Here is a 26,204-nt window from a genome sequence, read left to right as displayed (position 1 = left end):
GCTAATTATACAAAGACCCATCACGGGTACATTTTAAGGGGCGAACACCGATAATCACCTGTAATCCCAAATTATAGGATCGGTAAATTTTATATCAATGAAACAACTTTTAACATATATAGGGTTGCTATTGTTGGCTGCATCTTGCAGTACAATTGGCATAGCCCGAAAATCGAACAAAAATGGCAAGGTCGAAAGTCTAGCATCAACCAGTGCAAAAGCGTATGACAGATTAATTACAAGCGAAGCCGTATCCAATAGCGGTCTTTTTGATGTTCATAAAATAGGAGATAAGTACTATTTTGAAATACCCGATAGCCTTTTCAATCGTGAAATGCTGGTAGTCACACGTTTTATAAAAACACCCTCCGGTGCTGGTAATTACGGTGGCGAAAAAATTTCGGAAAACACTATAACTTTTGAAAAAGGTCCCTCCAATAACATTTTTCTTCGCATTGCTACATTAGTGAGTTCAGCAAGTGAAGAAGACGCCATATCCAAAGCGGTCAACAATTCTAATATAACCCCTATTCTTGAAGCTTTTGAAATTAAAGCTACCAACGAGGACAAACAATCCCATGTTATAGAGGTTACTGATTTTATAAATGGAGAGAACCCGCTATTAGCTCTTAGTGGTGACCAAAAGAACGATTATAAACTAATCTCTTTAGAAAAGGACAAATCCTATATTAAGGAAATAAATTCCTTTCCTGTCAATACTGAAATAAAAACGGTAAAAACCTATAAAGCCCGGGCTAGTTCTGACAAAAGAAAAGAACTTCCCGCTGCTGTTTTAGCTGGTGTAGTTACGCTGGAAATTAATAATTCTTTTATTTTACTTCCGGAAGTGCCCATGCAAAAACGGCTATACGATGCCCGTGTAGGGTATTTTGCCAGTTCCTATTTGGAATATGGAGACGACCAACAGCAAGTAGACCGCAACACCTACATTCACCGGTGGCGCTTAGAACCGAAGGCCGAAGATTCCCTAAAATGGAAACGAGGCGAATTGGTGGAGCCTAAAAAACCAATTGTTTATTACATAGACCCTGCTACTCCCAAAAAATGGAGGCCCTATCTTATACAGGGTATAAATGATTGGCAAGTGGCTTTTGAACAAGCAGGATTCAAAAATGCCATCATAGGTAAGCCGTGGCCCGAAAATGATAAATCCATGAGTCTTGAAGATTCTCGTTTTTCCGTTTTACGCTATTTTGCCTCACCCTCAAAAAATGCATACGGTCCCAATATTGTAGATCCAAGAAGTGGAGAGATACTAGAAAGTCATATTGGCTGGTACCATAATCTTATGAGCCTGTTACACAGTTGGTACATGATTCAAGCAGGTGCGGTTGATGAGCGTGCAAGAAAAATGGAATATGACACTGAACTTATGGGAAACCTTATTCGCTTTGTGGCTTCTCATGAAGTTGGTCATACGCTAGGCTTAAGGCACAACATGGGTGCCAGTTCTGCAACTCCCGTTGAAAAACTACGGGATGCTGAATTTCTAGAAAAGAATGGCCATACCAGTTCTATTATGGATTATGCCCGATTTAATTACGTAGCGCAACCTGAGGACAGTATTCCTGCCGAGGATTTAATGCCACGCATTGGCGATTATGACAAATGGGCCATTCAATGGGGCTACGCAAGATATGCCGATGATATGTCGGTGAATGAAGAAAAAGAAATGCTGAGCCAAATGGTTGTGGATAGTGTTTCTGCCAATCCCAGACTTTGGTTTGGAGGTGAAGGCCGTGATTTTGACCCAAGGTCCCAGACGGAAGATTTAGGTGATGACGCCATGCAGGCCAGTATGTACGGTATTCTCAATCTACAGCGAATAGCTCCGTATCTAAAAAAATGGACACAACAGAAAAGCAGCGATGATTATGCAAACCTAGACCAAATTTATAAAGATTTGGTGGGGCAGTACAGTGACTATATTTTTCACGTTGCTAAAAATGTAGGCGGAATTTATGTTACTCCAAAAACTATGGGCGAGGAGGGTGAAGTGTATCGCCCGGTAGATAAGCAGAAACAAAAGCAGGCATTGGTATTTTTGAACGATTACATTTTTAAAGAACCAAAGTGGTTGCTACGAAATGATATTTTGAACGCCATACAATCTCCGCAATCAAAAGAGTCGGTTACCAAGACTATGGAAAGCGTTATGATGAACCTTTTGGGAGGTAGCCGTTTAAGCCGTATGACCTTTATAGCTGAGCGTTATGAAAATGAAGACCCTTATCTTCCTGAAGATTATATGGATGATTTGAATCAGTTGGTCTGGGGAGATATGAACGTATTTTATCAAACAAATGCGTATCGAAGAAAATTACAAAAATCATACGTGTCAAACCTAATAACGCTCTACAAACCAGATGAAGCCGAAGGTTTGGTAGAAGGTATATTGGCAAAACTTTCTAAGGGGTACACCTCAAATACGGATGTTCGTTCATTGGCATTGGACAACCTGATAAGCCTACAGGGAAAAATTAAAAGAACTATTCCTGTAATGACCGATAGGTTGACCATTGCCCACTTAAACTACCTGAAAAGAGAAATTGAATCCGTAGTTGGTGAGACTAAAGAAGTTGACCCATTGTTCATACCTTTCCGCAGAGAAGTATCTATAAAGAACAATGAGGATAAATAAATTTTAAAAGTTTATTTTTCCCAAACCAGGAGCATCTGATGGGTATAATATTCCTTTTTCTAGTTTGAATAAATCTTTGAACGGGTCTTTCATCACCTCTAGATGTCCGTCTAAATCTGCATAATTGATATTGGGTCTTGAGAGCGCAAAGTGAAGCCCGGCAGAAATACCTAATGCACATTCATCGTTGCAACCTACCATGGTTTCAATATTAGCGGACTTTGCCACGGAATTGATTCGCGTGCCTTCAAAAATACCGCCTACTTTCATCAGTTTAATATTAACCATATCAACCCTTTCGTTTTGTGCCAATCTAAAAACGTCCGTCAACGTTTTTAAGCTCTCGTCTGCCATTAACGGAATATCGATCTGATCTATGACCTCGCCTAATCGTTCTTCCTTTTCCTGCTTTGTTGGTTGTTCAAAAATCTCGATTCCAATTTGACTGGTAGCCTTAACGAAAGCTACAGAATCTACTACCGAATATCCTTGGTTACCATCAAAACGAAAGGTAACCTCCGGAAATTTCTCATGTAGCAAGGTCATTTTTTCAATGTCCTCTGCAAGGTTATGTCCGCCTTTAATTTTAAGAATTGTAAATCCTTGATCAACAAAGTCACGAGCCTGTTTTAGGGTTTCTTCCAATGGCAAAATCCCGATGGTGATGCTCGTTGGTATGCTTAATCTATATCCTCCTAAAAATCGATACAGAGGCACATCCGCTTTCTTTGAAATTAGGTCATGTAACGCCATATCTACCATCGCCAAGGATGCTGACTTTTTAGGCAATGCCGCTTTAATTTCCATCAATACCCGTGCATAGGTAAAGGGGTCTTTTCCCTTTAAATGGGGAATAATAATATCTTTTAGTGCACTTTCCACTTCGGCGGGGTGCTCTCCAGTCACCAGTTTATCCGGTGCTGCACATCCGTAGCCAACTAGGGCGCTATCAGTTTCTATTTTTAAAATAAAATTTACCGTGCTATCTATAGTTTCGTACGCTATGGTATACGGCGATGAGAGTTTTAGGTCCAGCCTCTCGTAGGATACATTGGTTATTTTCATTAAATTTTTTCCTTTAACAACGCTATCAAATCTTTGGTGCCATATTTTAAAACATCAAATGCAGGCAACTTGGTTTCCAATGTAATTTGTTTACAAGCCTCTAGTATTTCATCTTCTTTCATTTCTTCATGGTTCACGGTAATAGCGATTACTTTTTTTCCGGAAATCACTTCAATGGCATTTATCTGTTCTGCCAAAGAATGCATTTTGTAACCGGGAAACCCATCATATTCCATTCGTTTTGGGGCGTGTTGCAAAACCACATAATCAGGTCTACCAGCTGCCAAAATCTCAAAACCACCAGGATAGGCAGGATTCATCAGACTACCTTGACCTTCAATTACAATGACATCTGGACTTTCATTTTTGTACGCACTTACCACAGCATGTTCAATCTCTCCCGAAACAAAGTCGTTGATACAGCTGTCCATTACCATACTATATTTTGCACCTTGCATCCAAGCCGTCTGGCCCGTACCAATTATTTCCGCTTTTTTACCAGCTTCTCTAAAACCATGTACAAGCAACCAGGCCGTAGTTCGTTTTCCCAGAGCGGAATCCGTTCCTAGAACAGCAAGTTTCAGGCAATCTACTTTTTCTATTTCGCCAGTAAAAAAATGGAGTTTATCCCTGTCCGGAGTTTTACGAACGTCACGAATACGACAGCCATTTTTTGTAGCAATCTGCATCAGCGTTTCATCGTTGGTCAAGAAATCATGCAAGCCACTATCTACGTTCCACCCCATTTCCAAAGCCTTTGCAATTGTAGCCTTAGCCTCTTGCGGTAATCTACCACCATCCGGCGCCAACCCGATTACAAGGGACTTAGGCGTATTACCTGATACATTTAATGTCTCAACGGCCTGGTCCATATTTGCAAAAACGGGAATTCCATTGGGCTTTCCGTCTAGCACCTCCCCAGCATCCCTCCCTGCATAATTTTCATCTATAACACCCACCACATCATAACGTTCCGTAAAACGTACGAGACCGTGTGCAGTTTTGCCATTAGGCGTATTAAAAGCCCCTTGGCAATAGACAAGGGCATTACCATCAATTGAATTTTTCATTTTGTAAATGTTAGTTTTTTGCTGTCAGTACCGCCACGAAACGGTCTGGTTCAAAATTCATTTTTTCGTCTAACTCAAGAAGTGCAATAAGTCCGGCGGTTGAGGCCGGTAAAATGCGAAAACCCTCCTTTTTAGCTAATAAGGCGGTCATATCTTTCAGCTTTCTATCACTAATATTATAGGCTTCCCCATCCGACTCTTTTAAAGCATACAGAGCTTCTTCCCCGTCAAAACTATGCCAGTTAATGAGTGGCTCGTTATACTTTGTTTCTTTAATGATTTCAGGATTTAAATCTTTACAATAGTCCAGCCCCTGTATAAAAGATTGGATAATAGGATTCTTTTTGGAGGAAGATGCCGCTATCATTTTCGGTATTCGCGATGTTTTTCCTCTTTTGTACAGATTAACAAATCCACGGTAAATCCCCGCGAAAAGGGTACCGTTGGAAACCGGAACTGCACAATATTTAGGAGCATCGCCTAAATCTTCAAAAATCTCGGTGGCTATCTGTGAATACGCGCTGATTTGTAAAGCCGTATTAGCCCCACCGGGATTGGCGTCATACCAATCATTATTTTTTGCGAGTTCGCTACTTTCTTTGACCACATCTTCATAACTGCCCGGCTTACGAATTATTTCGGCACCCAATAACTCCATCTCAACTATGCGGTCTGTATGAAAACTCTCTGGAATGTATATCTTACAAGCAATACCTGCCAAATTAGCTGCTAGGGCAACCGCTACTCCATAATTACCGCAAGTAGCCAAAGACACCACTTGAAACTCTCTTCTTAACGCATCGTATATTTGGGCAAAAGCTATACGGTCTTTTTGGGTCCCAGTAGGGTTATCACCTTCATATTTGATGTAGAGCTGGCGAATATCAAACTCTCGCTCCATAGTCTTGGCCCGGTGCAAGCCCGTGTCACCCACCTCAAGGTTAATAATATCTTCATACGACTCTAAACGATCTACCAGGGACTTACTTCTGTCCCTAACAAATTCGCTCAGCTTTTTGGTCTCGGAAGACACCTTGTTATCTGCGGTCTTGACACCGTCTCTTAAATCCATTTTTACAGTTTGATGTGGGGGGAATATCCTATCAAATGTACATTGTTTTTAAGTTCGTTCGTAAGGTGAAAGAAAATAATTTTGACGCTATAAAATCACTCTACAGCTCCATACTTTTCCATTGAAGTCAGCTCAGGTGATCCACCTCTATTTCCACATCCGGAAGCAATATAAAGGTCATTCTCAAATAGAACCAAACCGCTGCCATGTCTACCTTCAACCATATTTGGAAGGGTATGCCACTTATGAGTGTTCAAATCCAAAACCTCAACTTCGGAATGTGCCTTCTCTTGGGTGGTAGATTCACCTCCTACAACAATTAACTCATCATTAAATAGAGCTGCGGCATTACCAGCACGTTCTGTCGGAATATTATTTGGCAATGTTTGCCAAGTATAATTTTTTATATCATATACATCAACCTCTGCGATAGTTCCTCCAAAAACAGAATTAGGGTCAATACCAGAATTGCGGCCCGCAGGAGCATAAATTTTACCATCTGCTAAAACCGCTTGAAAATGGTCTCTTGCACGTGGGGCGTCTGCCAGAACTTCCCACTCACCCGTACTTGGGTCATAACGATCTAGCCACTTTTTATAATCTCCTATATGTCCGTTTTTAATTCCGCATGCAATATACACCTTGCCCTCATGAAGAATATTTCCCGTGGACCCACGTCTTCTTTCCGCCGGGATTTCGTCTCCCTTTGACCATTCATCACTAGCAGGGTCATAAATATAGATGTGCTCTGTTGGGATTTCGGCAGGATATTTCCCCGTTAAGGCGGCAATAAGATAGATTTTCTTCTCAAAAACTATGGGTTGAAAATGGTGCATTTCAATTGGTGGTTTTTCACCTTCCGACCATTTTTGTGTCTTCGTATCATAAATGCTTACTGGCCGTATGCCTCTTCCGCCCAGCAAATAGAATTTCTCATCTACTCTAACGAATGCGGCTTCATGGCGCGCTACAGGTTTACTGTCATCTGCAGATGCAACCGACTCCCATTTCATTGTTGGTTTTTGAATGGTTATCGTGTCTACAGGATTATCTACTTTCGTATTTTTATCAGAATTATCTTTGCAAGCCGTGAATAGTAGAATACCACTTACTAAGCCTAAGTACTTTGTGTTCATTTGGAAGGTATTTTTGGTACTATCCAAATGTAGCAAAAATCAACTCGAAAAATTCAGTTCCGCTTTTTTAAACTGCGACTTAGGGGCTTCACATACTGCACAAACATAAGTGTCCGGCACATCTTCAAAAGCAGTACCTTTAGAAATATTGGCCGTTAAGTCGCCATACGAGGGGTCATATACCGTAAAGCAAGATTGACATTGATGAATGGTTTTTGTCTCTTGTTCTACTATTTTTTTGGGAGCTTCACTTTTTTCCACTTCTCTGCCCAACTGATCAAAATACTTTTTACTGAGCTCCATTAATAGACCTGGTAACTCAATTTTATCTACATCTTGGGCATAAGCCAAATATTTCTGGGTGTTCGGGTCAAAATTTTCAAAATGAAGCACATTGTACGTTGGTCGCACTTCAAAATCTTTAACAATTGTAGGAGAACTGTTCTTCTCGATAATCACGGAAGCAAAATGCGATCGTTTGCCCACATCATTGCTAATACCAAATGTGAGTCCGTAAGTACTAATATCGTTTTGGTCGAAACTACGGACCAAGAATTTTTTAAGTTCAAGTGCTTCGTTATCGTCTACGGGCAGGTGCCAATTCATTTCTAGTTGGGAATGTCTAACATTGATACCCCATTGCCCTAAAAAGCGTTCCAGCGCAGGCCTGCTCTTTTTCTGTATTCCTTTTACAACAAAAGACTTCCAAGGGGTAATACAGATTTTACCAATACTGTTATCCAAACAAAATCCGCAGAATTCCTTTAAAAAAGAAAGGTCATACCTATTGTTCCGCCAATACAGACCCAACCAATATTGATCCAGCCCCATGCGATTCATACCTTCATAATAGGGAAAAGTAAGGTAAGGCACTTTTAATTCCTTTTCAATAGTCTTGTTATTGGTGTCCAAATTTTTATTCAGAATAAAAAATAACTCTTCAACATCTTGAACGTCTTCATAAATATCCTCGATTGCTTTGGAAATAGTACTAATGTCCCAGCTGTAGATCAGAACAGGATAGTATGTAGCATTCTTCCAATGTGGTAGTTTAACGTTCAGGTACCAATAATCCTCATTTTCAGAGGCAATAAAATTTAAATTTCCGCTGAAAAGAGGCACCAATCTTTGCTTAGGGTCAGTAATGTTGACTTTTAGTTTTGGTAGAAAGCCAAATCCTTCTAGAATATAAAGATACGTAGAGCCTTTGAGCCAATGGGTCATCTCAAAAATATCAGCAGTAACGTACGAACTAACTATATTCTGATAGGCTCTATCTGCAATAACATTGGTATTAAATTTTGATATTTTCTCAAGGTGGGCTTCTTCTGCCCCCTTTAATGGGAAAAGCAAATCTTGTCTTGAACCAAAATAGACCTCATTTAACCCTGCTGCTTCCAACAAGCCTATAACATCTTTAAGTTCACCTGGTGAGGTAACCCCTCCTTTTATCAATATACGGTGCAGATCATCATTCATAATACCGATTTTTAATTTGCTAATTGTAATTGTTTGTTCAATAAGGCCTTTACCTCTGGTTTGCAACTACCACAGCCTAATCCTGCTCCGGTCTGAGAACAGAGCTCATTAAAATCCGAACATCCTCCAGCAATGGCATCGGTAACATTTCCTTCTCCTACTTGACTACAAGAGCACACTAGTTTACCCTTTAACGGAGCAGTGTTTGTCGCGCCCCTCAGTAGTTCGTTTCGCTTCTCGGAAAGTTCAATTTCTTCTTCGATCAAGCGCTTAAACTCTGCGAACTCATTTTTATCGCCCATTAGAATAGCACCTTTTAGGGTATCATCCTTTACGATGCATTTTTTGTAAAAACGCTTGCTGACATCCATTAAAATAATCTCTTCATAACTGCTATCGCCAGAAGGTGCGTTTACCATTCCGACACTGCACAGATCAAGATTCTCGAACTTAAGAATATTCATAAGAACAGAGCCATAGTATATACTGCTATAATCGCCTAAAATAAAATTGGCGGCTATATCCGCTTGCTGCTCCGCTGCAGAGGTAATTCCGAAAAGCGCATTGTTGAATTCTGCAATTTCGCCCAAAGCAAAAACAGATGGGTCATTGGTCTGTAAATACGAATTGACGCGTACACCTCTCCTAGTAACTAGATTGGCTTTTTTTGCCAATTCTATATTGGGTCGAGTACCAATGGCATATACAATAGCGTTACATTGTATGGTACGCCCCGTCTTTAAGTTCACTAAAAGCTGAAACGGATTCTCTTTTTCTTCAAAAACGGTACTTACTTCATTATCAAAATACAGGTTGATATTTCTTTCCGTAACGTCTTCGGCAAGTAATCGGCTAGCTACACGATCTAACTGGCGCTCCATAAGACGTGGTGCCCGTTGTACTATACTAATATTAATATGTATTTTTTTGAGTGCGGCCGCAAGCTCCAAGCCTAAAAGACCACCACCTACGATTACCACATGCTGTTCCGTTGCTGGAAGTCCGGTTTCCTCAAGATATTTTTTAAGTTTATCGGCATCGCCACGTTCCCTCATGGTAAATCGGCCCGGGAGATTTATCTGAACCTCACTGGGTACAAAAGCACGACTACCCGTTGCCATAATAAGCAGGTCATAAGAATGAATCAACCCGGCACTATCTGTCACTTGTTTCAATGACGTATTGATATCATTAACCCCAATTCCAGAATGTAGGGTAACATTTAGTTTTTTTAGCTCTCCAACCTTTAATTTTTCCAGAGCTTCCCACGAAAGTTCATCACTCACATATTCCGGTAAAAGTACCCTGTTGTAGAAAGGGTCTTTTTCTTTTGAAAATACATGTAGTTCGTCTTTTTTATTCTTCTCTCGGTACGATTGTATAAAACGATATGCCGCTGCGCCAGCCCCAATAACAACTACTTTCTGAGCAGGTTTTACATATTTTTCTACCTGCACCGCACAATATTTAAAATCGGGCTCTTTAGAAACTGGGTCAACCAAATCATTGGTAAGGTTATTTGCCCTTCCAAAATCATTATTTAAGATTCTACCCCAGTGCATCGGAAGAAAAACGACCCGTTCACGAATATCAAAATTGATTTTCACCTTCACCTGAACCTCCCCTCTTCTGCTTTTAATAACAGCTATATCACCTTCTTTCAACTTGCGCAGATAAGCATCTACTTTGTTCATTTCTAGATACGGCTGTGGAATATGGGTGAGCAGACGCTTCACCTTTCCGGTCTTGGTCCGTGTATGCCACTGATCTCTTACCCGCCCCGTGTTCAAGACCAAAGGAAAATCTATATCTGTTTCTTCAGACTTATTATAGAGGCTCTGCGGTGCATTAAAATGCGCCTTTTTATCGTTGGTGTAAAAGCTAAAATCTTCAAACAAACGTGGTGTTCCAGGATGTGTATTATGTGGAACCGGCCATTGAAAACTTCCTTCATTTTTTAGACGTTCGTAGGATAGGCCCGTAATATCTATATTGGTGCCTTTGGTCAAAAGACAGTGTTCATCATATACTTCGCTGGCATTGTTATAATCAAAACCTTCAAAACCCATTGCCTGTGCAAAACGCCATAGAATTTCTGCATCTGGCAAAGCTTCCGCTGGCGGGTCAATAACTTTGGGCAAATAACTAATTCGTCTTTCGGAATTCGTCATTGTACCTTCCTTCTCTAACCAGCCAGCCGCAGGTAATAAAAGATCTGCAAATTTTGTGGTTTCAGAATTATGGCTGATGTCCTGAACAACTACGAAGGCCGCATTTTTCAAAGCTTTTTCAACCTTTTTAACGTTTGGCATACTCACCGCAGGGTTAGTACAGATTATCCAAATTGCCTTTAGTTTTCCGCTTTCAAGCGCGTCGAACATTTCCGTTGCCGTATAACCTGGTTCCGAATTAATTTCCTTACCTCCCCAAAAATCGGACACCTCTTTTCTATGCTGTGGATTTCCCAAATCTTTATGCGCTGCCAAAAGACTGGCCATACCGCCTACTTCTCTACCGCCCATGGCATTGGGTTGTCCTGTCAATGAAAACGGACCGCAACCAGGTTTGCCAATCTGGCCCGTTAACAATGAGAGATTTAACAACGAAACATTTTTAGAAACACCTATCACACTTTGGTTGAGACCCATGGTCCACATACTTATGAACTTATTGGCATCACCAATGTACTGTGCAGCTTTACGGATATCAGAAACGGGAACATCACATTTCTCAGCTGCTTGGCGCAAGGAAAGCGAAAAAGCACTCTCTTTACAAGCCTCAAAATTTGAGGTATGTTTTTTAATGAAATTTTTATCTATTTTTTTCTTTTCAATAAGCAATCTAGCTATAGCGTTAAAAAGAATTACATCGGTACCCGGAAGTATCTGTAAGTGCAAATCTGCCGAGGCACAGGTTTGCGTCTTTCGTGGATCAACCACTATTATCTTTACATTGGGGTTATCTTCCTTATGCTGCTCCAAACGTCTGTACAAAATGGGGTGGCACCATGCAGGGTTAGCTCCGGCGATTAAAAAACAATCTGCCAATTCAATGTCTTCATAGGAAATAGGTACCGAATCTTCTCCCAAGGTTTTTTTGTACCCCACCACGGCAGAACTCATACACAAACGGCTGTTGGTGTCTATATTGTTCGTTCCGATAAAGCCTTTTGTAATCTTATTTACCAGATAATATTCTTCGGTAAGACATTGTCCGGAAACGTAGAAACCTACGCTATCAGGACCGTGTTTTGCAATAATACTTTTAAAAACTGCAGCAGCACGCTCAAAAGCTGCATCCCAACTTACTTTTTGCAATGGGTGGTTTCTGCTCCATCGCATTTCAGGGTGCAAAATTCTGTCCGACGTGTCTTGCGCTACGTAATTCAGGTTTCTCCCCTTGGAGCACAGCATCCCCTTATTGGAAGGGTAATCTGGGTCTCCATCTACCTCAATCTTCCCTTTATTATCTATATCTACCAGTATGCCGCAACCTACGCCACAGTAGGAACAAACGGTTTTGTGTGTTTTCTTTTTCAACATTGCATTTTCCTTTTTGATGATAGACACCAAAATTAGATACAGCAAGTTATAAAATTACGTATATATACGTAGTATTTTATCCGTAATAGTTTGATGATTTTCTAATACATCGACAAAAAAAACACCGATTAACTCGTTTTCGATCAATGGCTTAAGATGCGGCCCCAACAAGATGGCACTTCTACAGAGAGCCCATTTTTGCCTGAAGTTACAGTATATCCGCTATTTAAAAGGTCTAGGAACTTTTCTCCGGATGAATTTTTTAGAGGAATATTGACCATAACCGATTTGTGTGAGGAATTCACAATTATGATTACCGTTTTACCCTTAAAAATTCTGGAGAATGCCACTTGCTTCTTCCTAACCAATAACGTTGCATAAATACCGTTTGCAAGTGCCTCACAGTTTTTTCTAATGGAAATAAACCGTTCTACTGCATTGAACAACTTGGGGTGTTTTGCCTGTTTTTCTATGGAATTAAGTGCCACTTGCGGACGTAATACATCATCACTATGGGCCGTTTTCTTTCCTTCAAAACCCCATTCACTGCCATAATAGATGGCCGGTATCCCAGGAAGGGTAAATAAAAGAAGGTATAGCGGGAATAGATGTTCCGGTTTGTTGAGCGTACTTGCAGCACGGTTTACATCATGATTATCTACAAAACTATAGAGAGACAAATTGTTATACACTCCTTTTGGACCAAACTGCCGTTTTAAAATTACTGCAATCTTACTAAAATCATCCAAATTGAAACTTTCGTAAATAGGAGTGTGGTACTCATAATTGGTAACAGAGTCAAGATAGGCATTGGTAATCCAACGGTTATAATTCCCATGAACTACTTCTCCCATAAGCCAAAAATTAGGATTATGACTTTTACAGAAGAAAGAGAGTTCTTTCATAAAATCAAAATCAAGAACATCCGCAGTATCTAAACGCAGACCATCTATTTTATAGGTTTCTATCCATTTGGCAACGGCACCCAAAAGATAATCACGGACCTTCTTATTTTTAAGGTTGAGTTTTACCAGTTGATAATAACCACTCCAGGTATCATAATCAAAAGAATCTTTAAGAGGACTTCTTTTTTTAAAATCCACATTCACGAACCATTCAATATATTTTGAATTCCTCCCGTGTTTCTGTAGATCTTTAAAAGCGAAGAAATCTCTACTTACGTGATTGAAAACCCCATCTAAAACAACCTTAATGCCCTTCTCATGGGCATTTTTTATAAAATTGATTAAAGAAGTATCATCACCCAACCGCCTATCCACTGAATAATAGTCAATAGTATCATATCCATGACTAGTAGATTCAAAAACTGGTCCAAGATAAAGTGCATTACAGCCCAGATCTTTTATATATTTAAACCAAGAACTAAGTTCTGAAAAACGATTAACTGGTTCAGAAACCAAGTCATTGGTTCTTTTTGTCCCTAAAAGACCTAATGGATAGATGTGATAAAAAATGGCTTGTTTCATGTACAGTTGCCGTACTGAATTAGAGCAATTTTAGTTGTGCTTCATAGTCCTAGACCAAATTAAACTGTTGTGCTTTTTTTGAAAGGTCTATTAAATTCTTGACTTCCATTTTACGCATCAAATTAAAGCGGTGTGTTTCTACTGTACGCTTGCTATTCTGAAGTTTTTCGGAAATCTGCTTATTTGTCAACCCAGATAAAACCAATTCCAAAACCTGAAGTTCTTTATTGGTCAAATCAAAAGGATTACTCGTGGGAACAGTTTTTTTAGGGGCTTCTACGGCTTTAGAACCGTTAGAATTGAGCAGGTTGTTCACTAAGACGTTAGAAATATCGCCACTATAGTACTTACCTCCTTCACGAACCGCATGAATGGCTTTAATAAACTCGGTTTTTCCGGTGTCTTTCAACAAATAACCACGTGCACCTGCGCTTACCGATTGTAGAATGTATTCTTCCGAATCGTGCATAGATAGAATGATGCATTTTACGGGTGAGTTTTGGGCGCTTAGTTTTTCAACCGCTTCAATACCGGTCATTCTTGGCATTCTTATATCAATAATCAATAGATCAGGAGACTTTTCGTTCACCATTTCAATAGCCTCCAAACCGTCTGAAGCTTCGCCAATAACTTTTAAATCGGATTCACTTTCCAATAAAGCCCTAATGCCGTCGCGAACCAAAGAATGATCGTCCGCTAAAATAATACTTGTTGTTTGATCCAAAATATGCGTAATTATACGTACAAATATAATCGATTTTTATAAAGGGAGTTGAACAAACCACTAAACCGATTCACCATCCGTTTAAAACAAAAAGAACCGCTACAACAAACAGGTTGTAACGGCCCTATCGAAGCATCTTAAAATAACTTATTGCTTGGCGGTATTTAAAAATTTAGGTTTCATCGTTAATTGTACCCAGGCCCAGTTCTGACTACTTGCCGCAGCGTCTTCCGTTACTCCTTTTAGTTCGTACATACCATCACTGGCAAACATTTGGGAATACCCTATGGCCAACCCATAACCTTTGAAGCTTTTGGTAAATACCAAATCTACTTCCGTTCCCAAGGATTTTTCTCCACTCGCCAATTCTTGCTCACCGCTAAAGTTTAAGACCTTTACCAGTAGGCTAGAAGTTTCGCCCAAAGCGAACTTAGCACTTGCATGTATATCCGTTAGACCAACAGAATTAGCATGGTTACCTACGTAGAAATAATCCATAAAACCATTGAATTTGTGGTTGGTACCGTAAAGCGGGAAGAAAGCCTCGGTCTTGTCAGCTGTACCAGTATCGTTTCCGCTAATGATTTCTGCCCCTAATCCCAGAGATATACCTTTTGATACTTTGTAGCTAAGGTCCAACCCTAAAAGATATGCCCCGCTAACTTCTACGCTGTTTTGACGCTCACCAGTCTGCAAATACGCATTAAGTGCAGCTCCAAAACTCCCTTTTTTATAATTTAAATGCGTTCCCAGCGTAACCAAATTGCTTACACCGTCTGCAACTTGGGCATCTGCGTCTCCTGTAAAGTTTTGGAAACCGTTGTTCATTACCAATCCGCTTGCGGAAAATGCCTCTCCTTTGTGTCTCAAATAGAGGTATTGCATGCTTTTGTACGAAAAGAACCCTGTAGTGTTATAGGCAGTACCTACGGATTGAAACCCTCCTGGATTTGCGGTGGTTGCCGTAAAATCCTGATTAAAGGCAAGACCTAGATCCATCATAAATTTCCCCTTTTTGTATTGCAGTAAGGCAGCATCATGGTTACGTGCCTGCATGGCCCAATCAACTCCACCAAGGATACGCTGGTCATCGTATACCAGCATCTGGCGACCTATTTTTGTGGAAAAACCCTCAGCTAATTTAATGTCCGCCCATGCTTGAAATACAGAAAATGAATTGTTACTGTCCTCTGGTTTTAATTGTCTGTTCTCTCCCCAAACCATCACATCTTGTAGGCTCATATAAAACTTAAAGGCTTCAGTTTGGTAGCCCGCATTTAAACGTAAACGGGTAGAAATGCCAAAACCTGGATCCGCGGCATCTGGAATAATACTTCCGAAACCATTTCGGTATTCGGTACGTGGCTTAAATTCTCCATCAAGGACAAATTGCGCAGTAGCAAATTGAATCGATAGGACAAATAGGGTTATAAATGTGTACTGTTTTTTCATCGGTGTCTATTTTATCTTTATTTAAAATTCATATGTTATTCGCCAAAACTTAATATTGGTCGGTGTTAGGTAGTATTGTGACTTACAACATATGCGAGGTTTAATTGAAAGTTTGGTTAATAATCAATGCTCTAAAAAGTCAATCAAATGTTTTCTGTACGTGTAGTAATCATCATGTTCTAAAACGGATTTACGGGTACGTGGTCTTTCAAAATCGATGTTGAGCACGTCTCCTATTTTTGCCCTTGGACCACTCGTCATCATTACAACCCTATCTGCCAAGAATATGGCCTCATCCACATCATGGGTTATCATTACCGCGGTTATTTTTTCTTTATTCCATATTTCGATAAGGATATCCTGTAGTTCGCCTCTCGTTAATGAATCTAGCATACCAAAAGGTTCATCTAGAAGCAATACTTTGGGTTTGATTGCGAAAGCTCTTGCAATACCTACCCTTTGCTGCATACCTTGAGAAAGCTCAGATGCCTTTTTATAAAAAGCGCCGTCAAGACCCACTTTGTTTAGATAGTATTTGGCAATATCCTGTCTTTGCGTTTTCGTGGCGTGCGGAAAAACTTGATTCACCCCCAATAGAACATTTTCCAAAGCGGTCATCCAAGGCATTAAACTTGGGGATTGAAAGATGACACCCCTGTCCGGACCAGGTCCTTTTACAGGATTTCCTAAAACGGAAATGTTACCCCCGGAAATTGGGTTTAGCCCTGCAATCATGGAGAGCATGGTTGTTTTTCCACAACCGGAATGGCCAATAATGGTTACGAACTCTTCCTTCATAATCTGAAGGTTTAGATGTTCAAGAACAACATAATCGCCTTTTGGCGTTGGGTACACCTTTTTAAGATCATGTAAATCCAACATGACCGGAGAAGGATAAAGTATACCATTCTCCATGGTTCCCAATTCGTTTTTTTCTTTTATCTCTGGCATAATGTTCGTTTTAGGCTACAAAGCTTTTTGGTGCTATTTCAGGCAAAACATATTCTGTCTCAGAAACTGATTTTCGTTGGTCTCCGATGTCCATTAAATATTCAATAATCGCATTTCTGGTTTTTTTGAAGTTTGGATTATCGTTTAGAGCCGTTTTATCCCTTGGGCGGTCAATTTCTATTTTAAACTCCGGACCCAACGTGGCATTAGGACCTGGTTTTAAAGGAATGATTCTATCTGCCATATAAATTCCCTCATCAACATCATTGGTAATCAATAGGGCGGTACGTTTGTCCTTGCTCCAAATATTCAATATTTCATCCTGTAAATTTCCTCGTGTTAACGCATCTAAGGCCCCTAACGGCTCATCCATAATTATCATTTCCGGATTCATGGCCAGTGCCCTTGCAACCGATACCCGCTGGCGCATACCCCCGGACAGCTCCTTAGGTCTTTTGTGAATTGCAGGGCTAAGACTAACCATTTCTACATAGTCTTTTACCCTTTGTTTTAGGACTGCTTTGCTCTCTTTTGGAAAAGCCTCCTTCACGGCCATATACACATTTTGTTCTACTGTTAACCATGGCAGCAAAGAGTAGTTTTGAAAAATCACGCCCCGTTCATGACTGGTGTCCACAACCGGTTCGCCCTTAAACAAAACCTCGCCACTGGTCGGTTCTAAAAGTCCGTTGATAAGATTCACCAACGTAGTTTTTCCACTACCAGTAAACCCAACTATAGCAACAAACTCGCCTTCTTCAATTTGTAAATTGATATCTGAAAGTACGTTGGTAGCATTCTCGCCCTTCCCGTAACTTTTATATACATTATTCAGTTCTAGATATGCCATTTGCTTTTTTTTAGGATTACGCCATTTCATTTTTGTTGAACGAAACCAAGTTTTGTACCGATAACATTAGCCTATCCAAAAGAAACCCGATGATACCGATTACGAACATTGCCACAATAATCTTAGCATTTGAATCATTGGCACCATTTTGAAATTCCTCCCAAACGAACAAGCCCAACCCTTGGCTCTGTGCCAAAAGTTCAATAGCGATCAATACCATCCATGCTACGGAAAGTGTAATTCGTAATCCCGTAAAAATCAAGGGTAGAGAGGACGGTAAAATCACTTTAAAAACTTTCTGAAAAGTGCCCAACTTTAAAACTTTGGCCACGTTTATGTAATCTTTATCAACCGAAGCAACACCCATGGCGGTATTAACAAGTGTAGCCCACATGGCACACAAGCCTACACTTATAAAAGAAATCACAAAAGCATTGTCCGAACTATCGCCAATATATAGGGTCTTCACTATCATAAAAACCAGCAAGTACCACACTACAGGAGATACCGGTTTAAAAATTTGAATAAACCAGTTGAAAGCACTGCGCAAAGACGGACTCAACCCTATTATTATACCGATAGGCACCGCAATTAAAAGTGCTAGCAAGAAGCCCGCAAAAACCGTTTTAATACTGGTTAGCACGATATCCACAAAAGAAGCTCTGCCCGTGTAAACAATAGCATCTTTACCTTGTGCAACCAACTTTGCATTGGTTGCCGCCATTTTTTGTACAAAAGCGGCTTTATCCGCAGTAATTACTTTATGGTCCGCAATTAATGATTGCAACGAATTCCATACCTGAGATGGGGAAGGCAGTGTATTTGGCTGACAACTGCTATCACCGGATTCAATACAAGCCCGTTCCGCATCAGCAGCCTCTTGACCTCTTTCAGTAAGTGCCTTCTCAATTTTATAATCGGCCTCCTTATTGTAAAGCGCTTTAGAACCCAATTGCCATAGACCTATAAACAGAAGCACGGATAGTACGGTAATTCCCGTATTTTTCAATGATGAGAATATTTTTCCCTTTTGGAATTTAGGTGTCAGTTTTGCCACAAGCGGCTTCAAAAATGCGAAACCCTGCCCTTCTTTCTTTAATGTGATATCTTGTTCCATAATCCTATAATTTTGCTTCGATTTTCACTAAAACTTAATCTTTGTTTCCTATGGAGAAACTATTGATATACCCAATAGGGTCTTTCGCGTCAAACGATGTACCATCAATAAAATCAGTAGTTGTTCTTTTATATCCATCCGTTTCGGGAACATCGGCTGCAGGAATTTGACCTTCGGCCACTAGCAGGTTCGCTGCTTTTTTCCAAATATCAGGTCGGTAAATATCTTTGATGGTTTCTCCATACCATTCAGCTGATTTGGTTTCAGGAATTTGACCCCATCTGCGCATCTGAGTTAAGAACCAAATACCGTCGGAATAGAAAGGGTAGGTAGCGTTATACTTGTAGAATACATTAAAGTCCGGCATTTTACGCTTATCCCCTTTTTCAAATTCGAACGTACCGGTCATGGAGTTGGCCAACACTTCTTCCGGGGCACCTACATATTGGGACATAGATAATATTTTAACGGCTTCCGGTCTATTAGCAGGTTCATCTAACCATTTACCCGCACGTATTAAAGCTTTGGTAACCGCGATGGCAGTATTTGGATTATCGGCAACGAACTTTTCGGTCATTACAAATACTTTCTCCGGATTGTTTTTCCAGATATCATAATTGGTAGTAACAGGAACCCCGATACCTTTAAAAACTGCTTGTTGGTTCCAAGGCTCACCTACACAATAGCCATAAATAGTACCAGATTCCAGCGTGGCCGGCATTTGTGGTGGAGGCGTAACAGAAAGTAATACTTCCGCATCAATTTGACCTTGTACGTTATCAGCAGTATACATCCCTGGATGGATACCTGCAGCGGCCAACCAATAGCGTATTTCGTAATTATGCGTGGAAACAGGAAACACCATTCCCATTTTAAAAGGTTTTCCACTGTTCTTGTATTCGGTAATAACAGGTTTTAAGGCATCGGCTTTGATGGGATGTATTGGTTTTCCTTCAGAATCTGCCGGCACATTCGGTTTCATTTTAGACCAAACGTCGTTGGAAACAGTAATACCATTTCCGTTTAAATCCATAGAAAAAGGAGTAACCAGTTTGGCCTGTCTACCAAATCCAGCACCTGCAGCAATAGGCTGACCCGCTAACATATGAGAACCATCTAACTGACCGTCTATAACACGATCTAAAACGTTTTTCCAGTTTGATTGTGCTTCAACGGAAACAAACAATCCTTCGTCTTCAAAAAATCCTTTCTCTTTAGCAATGGCCAAAGGGGCCATATCCGTCAATTTTATAAAACCGAAGGTAAGTTGTGGCTTTTCTATGTCTAACATCTTGGTCTTAGATGCCACAGTTTCTTCCGTTGCGGCTGCTTCGGTCTTTTTTGTTTCTTTTCCTCCACAAGCCATAACTACTGCAGCTATAGTTGCCAGTAATGATGCTTTTGTTAAAATGGTTTTCATAATAGTATGGTTTTTATATTAACTACGTATTAATACTTATTTTAAGCAAATGTATACGTATTTTACTTTTCGTCATATGGAATAAGACAGGTTAAACTCTCTTTTTACACCATATATAAACCTGCTAAAAATCATGCATTCGACATAAACAACTAATAATCAAAATATTAACCTATAGCATCCATGCGCACATAGATACGTAGTAGTACTTAACGATAAAATTTATGATTGTAAAGCGATGTTGAGACTAACTATCCAGATAAAAGTTGTGCTCTGATATTTCATCTTTTAAAAGAGAAATTTCACTAATTCCTATCCGTTTTCCTTTAGCAGTAATGAGACCTTCTTTCTTCAAGGCGGAGAAAACGCGAATGACTTGCTCTTCGGTAGTACCAGTATAATTGGCGTATTCACGTCTACTGAGAACGATATCAATAAAATTATTTCTTTGGCCAAACTTTCGTTCTACATAGATCAATGTATCAATAACACGTTCTCTAACCGTCATTTGGGAAATAGATTTTACCTTGGCCTCGCTTCTGTTCAATTCATTGGCATAAAACAACATTAAATCAAAAGTGAAGCTTGGCGCCATCAGTAGCACTTCTTGTAAATTATCCTTTGAGAAATAGCAAAGTTTGGTATCTTCTAGAGCCATGGCACCAATAGGGTAGTATTCTTGGGTGCCAAAACCTCTGTGCCCGATTATTTCACCAGAATTGGCAAAGCGAACGATTTGCTCCCTACCATTAATACCCGTTCTAAAAACCTTTACTTTCCCGGAGAGCACAAAGAACAAGCCATTAACCGGAGCACCCTCAATTATAAACTGCTGCCCTTTCTTACAAGTGAACTCTTTTCTTTCTTGTGTAAACAGAGAAACCGTTTTATTTTGCTTTAAGTTGTTCTTTATCAAGCAATTTTCATTTGAACAAATAGCGCATGCCGTATTAACCGTACTTTCGTCGGCACTGGCCATATTGTTATTTGTCAGGGTAGAAATCAAAATCGCATCTTATTTGTTACCTAAAGCGTAATCAGGAGTTTTAGTTCTTTTCATTTCTCGTGCAGTTGCTTCCTCGTCTTCAGTAGAAAATTTTATGGCCAACGATAATCCAGCGGTAAGAACCACACATAAACCAATAACCAAGTACCCAGCGGATACGGCAGTAGATGCTGCTGCTGCTTGAGCTGTTCTAACCGCCTCTTCTCCTAAAGCCGTATTTTCCGCTATGGCCTGGGTCTCGGCCAATGCCGACTTGGATTTAAGGAACATAGCAGCCACAAAAGCCCCTACATTACCACCCGCACCCACAATACCAGAGATAGAACCAATAGCTTTTTTGTTTATAAACGGTACTACTGAAAAAGTAGCTCCTTCAGCCATTTGAACAGACAAACTAAAGGCAATCAAAAATAAGATACCGAACGCAATACTTGTTGTTGTTGAAAAAATGGTCAACATACAGCCCTCAATAGCAAGAATAAGAGCTAAAAACATAACTCTTCCTCTTAGGCCTTTTAACTTCCCAAATCTATCCCCAAAAAAGCCTCCCAATGTTCTGGCAAAAATATTCATCAATGCAAACGAGAGTACCAGATTTCCTGCCGTGGTTCGGGTGAGTCCAAATGTATTCTGTAAGTAATCGTCCATCGTTCCATAGACGGTAAGCTCCATTCCAAATGAAGCTGCATAAATGACGAACAAAATCCACACTCTATAATCTTTTAATACGCTTGCAAAGCTTTCCTCATCTTTTTTAAGTGTCGGCATTTTACCTTCCTTCTTGAGTTGGGCAAAATTACCTTCTGGGGTGTCTTGTGTAAAAAAGTAGTACACTAGCCCCATAAGCATAGCAATTACACCCGCAATCATCATTGAATATCTCCAAGCAACCTCATCGGCAACTCCAAAACTCACCACCGCAGCGGCAATCAACGGCATACCTAAACGGTTTGCTCCACCACCTAAATTTCCCCATCCGGCAGATGTTGCATTTGCTGTACCCACAATATTAGATGCAAACATGATTGAAGTATGAAACTGAGTAATTACAAACGATGCCCCAATAAAACCTATAAACAAACGACAGATTAAAAACTGTGTCGGGGTTTGCACAAACCCAAGTAGAATTACAGGTATAGCGCCCAAAATCAATAAATAGGTGTAACATATTCTTGGGCCGTACTTATCACATAATTTACCAATTAGCAACCTTGCGAATACCGTTCCTGTTACTGCCAAAATAATGGAATTCCATTTTTGTTCAGGGGTCAGCCCTAAGTCCTTTACAACGTCCGGCATAAATGGCACAATACCGAACCAAGCAAAAAAGCAAATAAAGAACGCTATTGAAGTAATCCAAAATGTACGAATTGGCACACTTTTAATATCGGTCAGTTTTAAGCTGGTCGCTTTTTTAGATTGAGTTTCCATAATACTGATGTTTAAAGTTTAACGATACTCAAAACTACGTATATTTATACGTATTACTACGTATTATCTAAAATATCGCCTAAATTCTAAGTATTTTTACGAGGATAGAAGGTGGAAGCGGAGAAAAATCAGTTATTCCAAAAAAAGACTAGGAAAATTTGATAATATCGAATTATATCTAAAAAAATCGCTGTATACACTGCCTGTAATAAGCAATATATGCAGCGATTTTAGCGAATTATGTACTATATGTATCGCGCTCTGAACCGTATCATTTTACATACCCGAATGCAGTACGCGCTGTACCTCTTCCTCAAAAAAAGATGGATGTTCCGCGACTACATTTCCTATTACAATAATACCGGGCTTAGATAAATCTATATCCGAAATCTCAGAATTTATACTGCCCAAAGTTCCTACCTTACAAGTCTCATTACGCATTGTACCATTTTGAATAACAGCCATAGGAGTTAATGAACCTTTATATTTACTGACTTCAGCTGATATTTCTTTTAACTTTCTTACTCCCATCAAAATCACCATAGTTGCAGAAGACTGGGAGGCATACTTTAAATCTTCCGAAAAGGAGCCATCACGTTTTGTTGCAGTCATTACCCAAAAGCTACTACTTACACCTCTGCGCGTCATGGGTATACCCTGACTGGAAGGCACCGCTATTGCACTTGACACTCCGGGAACGACCGTTACCGGAATACCAAAAGATTCTACATAATCAATTTCTTCATGAGCCCTACCGAATACAAAAGGGTCTCCCCCTTTTAAACGAACCACATGACCGTATTCAAACGCTTTTTCAACTATGAGCATGTTAATATCATCTTGTGTGAACGAATGTTTACCGCATCGTTTGCCTACGTATATCTTAGGTATACTTTCATCAATCTGTAATAATAGGTCCTCATCAATTAATGCGTCATACAACACTACATCCGCAGCCTTTAAAGCCACCAAACCCCTAACTGTTATAAGGTCTGCGCTTCCTGGGCCTGCTCCTATTAAGGTAACTATTGGTTCTCTAACTGTTTCCATACCTAACATTATTAAAGGGTTGTATTAGTAATTCCTCAACAAAACTACGTAATTATTTTCATAAAAACAGTAAATATATACGTATTAATACGTAATATTGCTAAGTAGTTTAAAATCGAAGCCTATGAAAACTATTATTGTTGTCGGTAACGGCATGGTCGGATATAAGTTCTGTGAGAAAATCGCAGCTAAAGAAGAATCAGAAAATTTTAAGATTATTGTTTTCGGAGAGGAGCCCCGTGCCGCATACGATCGCGTACACCTCAGCGAGTTTTTTGGAAACAGAGATGCAAAAGCATTGGAACTAGCTCCCGCTAGTTGGTATGCCGAAAACAATATAGAACTTGTGGTAAACGAACGTGTTACGGATATACACCGTAAAACAAAAACCATAACCACGGGAAGTGATAAAGAATATAAATATGACTACCTAGTCCTGGCTACAGGTTCAAGTCCGTTTGTCCCTCCTATAAACGGAGTGGAAAAAGAGGGCGTATTTGTATACCGTACCATAGAGGATTTAGAAGCTATGCTAGGGTATGCCGAAAAAATAAAAGCAGCGAAACCCAATGGCCGTGCAGCCATATTGGGCGGTGGTCTTTTAGGTTTAGAGGCAGGAAAAGCTGTAATGGATATGGGTCTAGAACCTCACGTAGTGGAGTTCGCGCCCAAATTAATGCCCAGACAATTAGATTCCAGAAGTAGCAATGTTCTACAGCTAACCCTAGAAAACATAGGCATCAACATTCATTTAGGAAAGGCTACCAATAGAATTTTAGGTGATGGGGCCATTACAGGAATGGACTTTGGAGAGGATGATTCCCTTGAAGTTGATATGCTAGTAGTTTCTGCCGGGATCCGTCCACGAGATGAACTTGGCAAAACCTGTAACCTGGCAATGGGCGTCCGTGGCGGTATTGTGGTAAATGACAGAATGCAAACTTCAGACCCCAATATATACGCTATTGGAGAAGTTGCTCTTTATAATCAAATGATATACGGCCTGGTTGCTCCGGGTTATGAAATGGCAGAAGTAGCCGTGAACCAGATTATAGAAAACAATGAAGTTTTAATGAGTTCGGAAATAGATATGTCTACCAAGCTGAAACTAATTGGGGTAGATGTTGCAAGTTTTGGTGTTCCTTATATGCCTGCGGAAAAAGGACTTTCCATTATTTACGAAAACAAGACCAAAGGACTCTACAAGCGTATAAATGTAAGCCTAGATGGCAAAACACTGTTAGGTGGTATTATGGTAGGCGATGCCGAAGATTATAGCATCCTACACCAAATGTACCTGAACAATATTCCATTACCGGATAATGCCGAAGAGCTCATTGTTGGCACCAGAGGCGAAGGTGGTTCGGCTTTTGGTAGTGCCATGGATTTACCGGATACGGCCGTAATCTGTTCTTGCGAAGCTGTTACCAAAGGTGCCGTTTGTTGTTCCGTTATTGATGACGGTAACGAAACCGTTAAAGATGTAGCAAAAGCCACTAAAGCCACTACCGGTTGCGGGGGTTGTAAACCTATGGTTGCAGATTTGGTGAAGGAAAGTCTAAAAACACTAGGAAAAACCGTTAAGGAAAGTATTTGTGAGCATTTTGACTATTCGCGTCAAGAACTATTTGATATCGTAAAACTTAAAGGTATTCAAGATTACGACCAATTGCTAGATGAAGTGGGCAAGGGTCACGGCTGCGAAGTTTGTAAACCAGCCGCCGCTTCAATTTTTGCCAGTATCTATAATGAAACGGCAAACCGACAAGAAACCATTCAGGATAGTAACGACCGTTATTTGGCCAATATACAACGAAACGGAACCTACTCTGTTGTACCACGGGTTGCCGGGGGAGAAATCTCGCCTAAACAATTAATGGCTTTGGGTAGAATTGCCAAGAAATACGACCTGTACACTAAAATTACAGGGGGGCAACGAATAGATATGTTCGGGGCAAAACTGCACGAGCTTCCACTTATTTGGGAAGAACTCATAGCCGAAGGATTTGAAACGGGACAAGCCTATGGAAAATCACTGCGTACGGTAAAAAGTTGTGTAGGCTCCACATGGTGCCGCTATGGAATGGACGAAAGCGTAAGTTTTGCCATTGAAATTGAAAACAGGTACAAAGGCATTCGTTCTCCACACAAATTTAAAGGAGGAGTTTCTGGATGTATCCGTGAATGTGCTGAAGCACGTTGCAAAGATTTCGGTTTTATAGCCGTTGAAGGCGGATGGAACGTCTACGTAGGTGGAAATGGCGGAGCCACTCCAAGACATGCCGAATTACTAGCTGAAAAAGTAGATAAAGAAACCGCCATAAAATACGTAGATCGCTTCATGATGTTCTACATAAAAACTGCTCCACCACTTACGCGAACGGCAGCGTGGTTAGAAAAGCTGGAAGGTGGCATAACCTACCTAAAAAATGTGGTAATTAATGATTCTCTAGGGATTGTAGATGAATTGGACACGGACATGCAGAATTTTGTTAACACCTATAAGTGCGAATGGAAAGAAGCCGTAGAGACACCAGAGATAAGGGAGCGTTATACGCATTTCATTAATTCGGACGAGCCGGACGATAACATTGAATTTGTATCACTTCGGGAACAAAAAATGCCTAAAGAGTGGGCGTAATCCTTTGAAATTATTTTCCGTTCAGTGAAATCTCAAACTTAAAACACAA

The 26,204-nt window shown here is 40.2% G+C and carries 18 protein-coding genes; 2 read left to right on the top strand and 16 right to left on the bottom strand.

Annotated features, from left to right (window positions below):
* The first annotated feature begins 97 nt into the window (after nucleotides 1-97).
* Complete coding sequence (locus P0077_RS08630) at nucleotides 98-2,662, top strand: zinc-dependent metalloprotease (protein WP_276168706.1); 2,565 nt, start codon at nucleotides 98-100, stop codon at nucleotides 2,660-2,662.
* 3 nt (nucleotides 2,663-2,665) lie between these two features.
* Here P0077_RS08630 and P0077_RS08625 read toward each other — a convergent pair whose 3' ends face one another.
* The 16 genes from P0077_RS08625 to cobA all read right to left on the bottom strand — a co-directional run bounded on the left by P0077_RS08625 (nucleotide 2,666) and on the right by cobA (nucleotide 23,514).
* Entirely contained in the window at nucleotides 2,666-3,727 is a 1,062-nt protein-coding gene (locus tag P0077_RS08625) for a mandelate racemase/muconate lactonizing enzyme family protein (protein WP_194529255.1), read from the bottom strand.
* Complete coding sequence (locus P0077_RS08620) at nucleotides 3,727-4,797, bottom strand: N-acetyltransferase DgcN family protein (RefSeq protein WP_276168705.1); 1,071 nt, start codon at nucleotides 4,795-4,797, stop codon at nucleotides 3,727-3,729. The genes P0077_RS08625 and P0077_RS08620 overlap by 1 nt, the downstream gene beginning before the upstream one ends.
* A 10-nt stretch (nucleotides 4,798-4,807) precedes the next feature.
* Complete coding sequence (locus tag P0077_RS08615) at nucleotides 4,808-5,869, bottom strand: pyridoxal-phosphate dependent enzyme (protein ID WP_276168704.1); 1,062 nt, start codon at nucleotides 5,867-5,869, stop codon at nucleotides 4,808-4,810.
* Nucleotides 5,870-5,964: 95 nt separating this feature from the next.
* The gene (locus P0077_RS08610; RefSeq protein WP_276168703.1) at nucleotides 5,965-7,005 is read right to left on the bottom strand and encodes a Kelch repeat-containing protein; all 1,041 of its coding nucleotides are present in this window, start codon (nucleotides 7,003-7,005) and stop codon (nucleotides 5,965-5,967) included.
* A 39-nt stretch (nucleotides 7,006-7,044) separates the two neighbouring features.
* On the bottom strand, nucleotides 7,045-8,484 hold the full coding sequence (locus P0077_RS08605; protein ID WP_276168702.1) for a rubredoxin: 1,440 nt from the start codon (nucleotides 8,482-8,484) through the stop codon (nucleotides 7,045-7,047).
* Between the two features lie 11 nt (nucleotides 8,485-8,495).
* On the bottom strand, nucleotides 8,496-12,026 hold the full coding sequence (locus P0077_RS08600) for a nitrate reductase (protein ID WP_276168701.1): 3,531 nt from the start codon (nucleotides 12,024-12,026) through the stop codon (nucleotides 8,496-8,498).
* Nucleotides 12,027-12,169: 143 nt separating this feature from the next.
* Nucleotides 12,170-13,513, bottom strand: coding sequence for an alpha-amylase family glycosyl hydrolase (locus P0077_RS08595; RefSeq protein ID WP_276168700.1), 1,344 nt, complete (start codon nucleotides 13,511-13,513; stop codon nucleotides 12,170-12,172).
* 49 nt (nucleotides 13,514-13,562) lie between these two features.
* Complete coding sequence (locus tag P0077_RS08590; RefSeq protein WP_276168699.1) at nucleotides 13,563-14,237, bottom strand: response regulator transcription factor; 675 nt, start codon at nucleotides 14,235-14,237, stop codon at nucleotides 13,563-13,565.
* Nucleotides 14,238-14,384: 147 nt separating this feature from the next.
* On the bottom strand, nucleotides 14,385-15,689 hold the full coding sequence (locus tag P0077_RS08585) for an alginate export family protein (protein WP_276168698.1): 1,305 nt from the start codon (nucleotides 15,687-15,689) through the stop codon (nucleotides 14,385-14,387).
* Between the two features lie 123 nt (nucleotides 15,690-15,812).
* Nucleotides 15,813-16,640, bottom strand: a complete 828-nt coding sequence (locus tag P0077_RS08580; protein ID WP_226967970.1) for an ABC transporter ATP-binding protein — start codon at nucleotides 16,638-16,640, stop codon at nucleotides 15,813-15,815.
* Nucleotides 16,641-16,650: 10 nt separating this feature from the next.
* The gene (locus P0077_RS08575) at nucleotides 16,651-17,490 is read right to left on the bottom strand and encodes an ABC transporter ATP-binding protein (protein WP_276168697.1); all 840 of its coding nucleotides are present in this window, start codon (nucleotides 17,488-17,490) and stop codon (nucleotides 16,651-16,653) included.
* 16 nt (nucleotides 17,491-17,506) lie between these two features.
* Nucleotides 17,507-18,607 (bottom strand): ABC transporter permease, encoded by a 1,101-nt coding sequence (locus P0077_RS08570; RefSeq protein WP_276168696.1) that lies wholly within the window; start codon nucleotides 18,605-18,607, stop codon nucleotides 17,507-17,509.
* Between the two features lie 34 nt (nucleotides 18,608-18,641).
* Nucleotides 18,642-20,027 carry a CmpA/NrtA family ABC transporter substrate-binding protein gene (locus P0077_RS08565; RefSeq protein ID WP_276168695.1) on the bottom strand — a complete coding sequence of 462 codons (1,386 nt, stop codon included), beginning with the start codon at nucleotides 20,025-20,027 and terminating at the stop codon, nucleotides 18,642-18,644.
* Between the two features lie 247 nt (nucleotides 20,028-20,274).
* Nucleotides 20,275-21,006, bottom strand: a complete 732-nt coding sequence (locus tag P0077_RS08560; RefSeq protein ID WP_276168694.1) for a Crp/Fnr family transcriptional regulator — start codon at nucleotides 21,004-21,006, stop codon at nucleotides 20,275-20,277.
* A 36-nt stretch (nucleotides 21,007-21,042) separates the two neighbouring features.
* Nucleotides 21,043-22,464 (bottom strand): MFS transporter, encoded by a 1,422-nt coding sequence (locus P0077_RS08555; RefSeq protein WP_276168693.1) that lies wholly within the window; start codon nucleotides 22,462-22,464, stop codon nucleotides 21,043-21,045.
* Nucleotides 22,465-22,740: 276 nt separating this feature from the next.
* The gene (cobA, locus tag P0077_RS08550; protein WP_276168692.1) at nucleotides 22,741-23,514 is read right to left on the bottom strand and encodes a uroporphyrinogen-III C-methyltransferase; all 774 of its coding nucleotides are present in this window, start codon (nucleotides 23,512-23,514) and stop codon (nucleotides 22,741-22,743) included.
* A 124-nt stretch (nucleotides 23,515-23,638) separates the two neighbouring features.
* Between cobA and nirB the strand changes: the two genes are divergently transcribed.
* Nucleotides 23,639-26,155, top strand: a complete 2,517-nt coding sequence (gene nirB, locus P0077_RS08545; protein ID WP_276168691.1) for a nitrite reductase large subunit NirB — start codon at nucleotides 23,639-23,641, stop codon at nucleotides 26,153-26,155.
* Nucleotides 26,156-26,204: the final 49 nt, after the last annotated feature.

This window comes from Zobellia alginiliquefaciens, from assembly GCF_029323795.1.
In the GTDB taxonomy this organism is placed as follows: domain Bacteria; phylum Bacteroidota; class Bacteroidia; order Flavobacteriales; family Flavobacteriaceae; genus Zobellia; species Zobellia alginiliquefaciens.
Note: the sequence above shows the minus strand (reverse complement) of the source record. Positions and strands in the feature narration are given on the sequence as shown.

Excerpts from the sequence above, each read along its gene's own strand:
- P0077_RS08580 (WP_226967970.1), bottom strand. The coding sequence starts at position 16,640 with ATGCCAGAGATAAAAGAAAAAAACGAATTGGGAACCATGGAGAATGGT.
- P0077_RS08585 (WP_276168698.1), bottom strand. The coding sequence starts at position 15,689 with ATGAAAAAACAGTACACATTTATAACCCTATTTGTCCTATCGATTCAA.
- P0077_RS08625 (WP_194529255.1), bottom strand. The coding sequence starts at position 3,727 with ATGAAAATAACCAATGTATCCTACGAGAGGCTGGACCTAAAACTCTCA.
- P0077_RS08620 (WP_276168705.1), bottom strand. The coding sequence starts at position 4,797 with ATGAAAAATTCAATTGATGGTAATGCCCTTGTCTATTGCCAAGGGGCT.
- nirB (WP_276168691.1), top strand. The coding sequence starts at position 23,639 with ATGAAAACTATTATTGTTGTCGGTAACGGCATGGTCGGATATAAGTTC.
- P0077_RS08600 (WP_276168701.1), bottom strand. The coding sequence starts at position 12,026 with ATGTTGAAAAAGAAAACACACAAAACCGTTTGTTCCTACTGTGGCGTA.
- P0077_RS08615 (WP_276168704.1), bottom strand. The coding sequence starts at position 5,869 with ATGGATTTAAGAGACGGTGTCAAGACCGCAGATAACAAGGTGTCTTCC.
- P0077_RS08630 (WP_276168706.1), top strand. The coding sequence starts at position 98 with ATGAAACAACTTTTAACATATATAGGGTTGCTATTGTTGGCTGCATCT.
- cobA (WP_276168692.1), bottom strand. The coding sequence starts at position 23,514 with ATGGAAACAGTTAGAGAACCAATAGTTACCTTAATAGGAGCAGGCCCA.
- P0077_RS08605 (WP_276168702.1), bottom strand. The coding sequence starts at position 8,484 with ATGAATGATGATCTGCACCGTATATTGATAAAAGGAGGGGTTACCTCA.
- P0077_RS08595 (WP_276168700.1), bottom strand. The coding sequence starts at position 13,513 with ATGAAACAAGCCATTTTTTATCACATCTATCCATTAGGTCTTTTAGGG.
- P0077_RS08610 (WP_276168703.1), bottom strand. The coding sequence starts at position 7,005 with ATGAACACAAAGTACTTAGGCTTAGTAAGTGGTATTCTACTATTCACG.
- P0077_RS08575 (WP_276168697.1), bottom strand. The coding sequence starts at position 17,490 with ATGGCATATCTAGAACTGAATAATGTATATAAAAGTTACGGGAAGGGC.
- P0077_RS08570 (WP_276168696.1), bottom strand. The coding sequence starts at position 18,607 with ATGGAACAAGATATCACATTAAAGAAAGAAGGGCAGGGTTTCGCATTT.
- P0077_RS08560 (WP_276168694.1), bottom strand. The coding sequence starts at position 21,006 with ATGGCCAGTGCCGACGAAAGTACGGTTAATACGGCATGCGCTATTTGT.
- P0077_RS08555 (WP_276168693.1), bottom strand. The coding sequence starts at position 22,464 with ATGGAAACTCAATCTAAAAAAGCGACCAGCTTAAAACTGACCGATATT.
- P0077_RS08565 (WP_276168695.1), bottom strand. The coding sequence starts at position 20,027 with ATGAAAACCATTTTAACAAAAGCATCATTACTGGCAACTATAGCTGCA.